This window comes from Flectobacillus sp., from assembly GCF_049240685.1.
In the GTDB taxonomy this organism is placed as follows: domain Bacteria; phylum Bacteroidota; class Bacteroidia; order Cytophagales; family Spirosomataceae; genus Flectobacillus.
This window is the reverse complement of the sequence record NZ_JBMLSD010000059.1, coordinates 1-1,583: the sequence shown is the minus strand read 5'-3', so window position 1 is coordinate 1,583 and position 1,583 is coordinate 1. Positions and strand designations below refer to the sequence as shown.

Annotated in this window: 1 protein-coding gene; it reads left to right on the top strand. The window is 36.1% G+C overall.

Annotated elements, in window-relative coordinates; all coding sequences use genetic code 11:
- Positions 1–124 precede the first annotated feature (124 nt).
- Positions 125–1,459 (top strand): PAS domain S-box protein, encoded by a 1,335-nt coding sequence (locus ACOVQ4_RS02830; RefSeq protein WP_421819149.1) that lies wholly within the window; start codon positions 125–127, stop codon positions 1,457–1,459.
- The last annotated feature ends 124 nt before the right edge of the window (positions 1,460–1,583 follow it).

Here is a 1,583-nt window from a genome sequence, read left to right as displayed (position 1 = left end):
ATATTTGAGTATCTATAATAATTTTGCAACGGTGATTAAATTACCGTTAACACAACATTATTGAACCTATAATTTTATATCCCTTACTATGCTTAACTCTCATCTTCTTGAGATAGTCCAGACTATGCTCAATTTTAATGAAGAACCGTCGCTATTTGTTTCTCCCAAGCATGAGATTATTTCATTCAACGCTCATTTTGAAACATTGTTTAATTGGCACAATCCACAACCACTCAAAAAAGGTTTATCAGTTACTGAACATCAACTTCCCTTCGACCACAATCATTATTTTCAGCTATTCGAAGAAGTTGTTGCTGGTCAAAAAGTAAACACTAGTTTGACCAACCAAAGCCGTTCAAACACCATTCAATACAGCATCAAAGGACAACCTATTTATTGTAATCAAGGTAATCTTCAGGGTGCTCTTTTCTCCTTTAAAAACATAACAACGCCCCCTCCTCCTCACACCGAAATCGATACCCTCAAACATTGTTTTGAATCTACTCTCTATGAAGCACACGAAGGTGTCTTACTGCTCGACAAGCATCTTAGGATTTTATACTACAACCAAGCCCTCATCAAGCAAAACACCTACAAAAACACTCATCTTTTCAAGATTGGAGCAAACATTTTAGACTTCGTGAGCGAAATAGATAAAACTCAGACAGATTTTCTGTTGAAATTGGCTTTAGAAGGTAAAATAATTGAAAGAGAAGTTCCTATTAATCCTTCTGATGAGCAAACTTACTGGTATAAAATAAAGGTATTCCCAATTAAAAATCCATCCAATAACATCATTGGTGTGAGTATTCTATCGCTAGATGTTTCTGAAAAAAGGAAATTTGAATTAGCATTTCAGGAAAGTGAAGTTAGATTCAAAAATATCATCGAAAATACTCCTATTGCCCTAGCCGTTTTAGATAAAAATTTCCAAGTTATTCAAATAAATTCTGCCGCCGAAGAACTGCTAGGCTATACCTCCCAAGAATTAGCAGGAACAGATATTCGACATATCATCTTTTGCTCTTATTTCGATGATATGGAAAGTAGCCCATTTTTTGAAAATTCTGATGCTTTTTTTACCAACTTAACTTCGGATAGGTTTATTTCTACCATCAACAAAGCAGGCGAACTTATCACTATTGAGTTAACCATCAACGCCTACAAATTCAACACAAATAAAACTATAGTCTTGGCAGCACGGGATGTCAGGGTTTTGCTGAAACAAGAGGAGAAATTACAAAAACATACAGAGCTATTTCGCAAAATAGCTTGGCAACAATCACACGAGGTTCGCAAGCCACTGGCTAACATCAAGGGAATCACTGAATTATTGCTCGAAAATGCGCCTTCCTCTTCAATGGATATTTATCTCAACTATCTGAAAGAAGCAACCGAAGAACTTGACACTATCATCAAAAATATTGTTGAGCAAACTTACCTTTCAAAGGATGAGTAATGGGCTTCAGGTGCTCAGCTAGGGGATTTGGGATTTCGGATTTCGGAAATAGAGCTTATTACCTTTATTTCCGAAATCCAATATTAAGTGTTTTTTTTAGGCACGAGGCAACAGGCACAAGGCA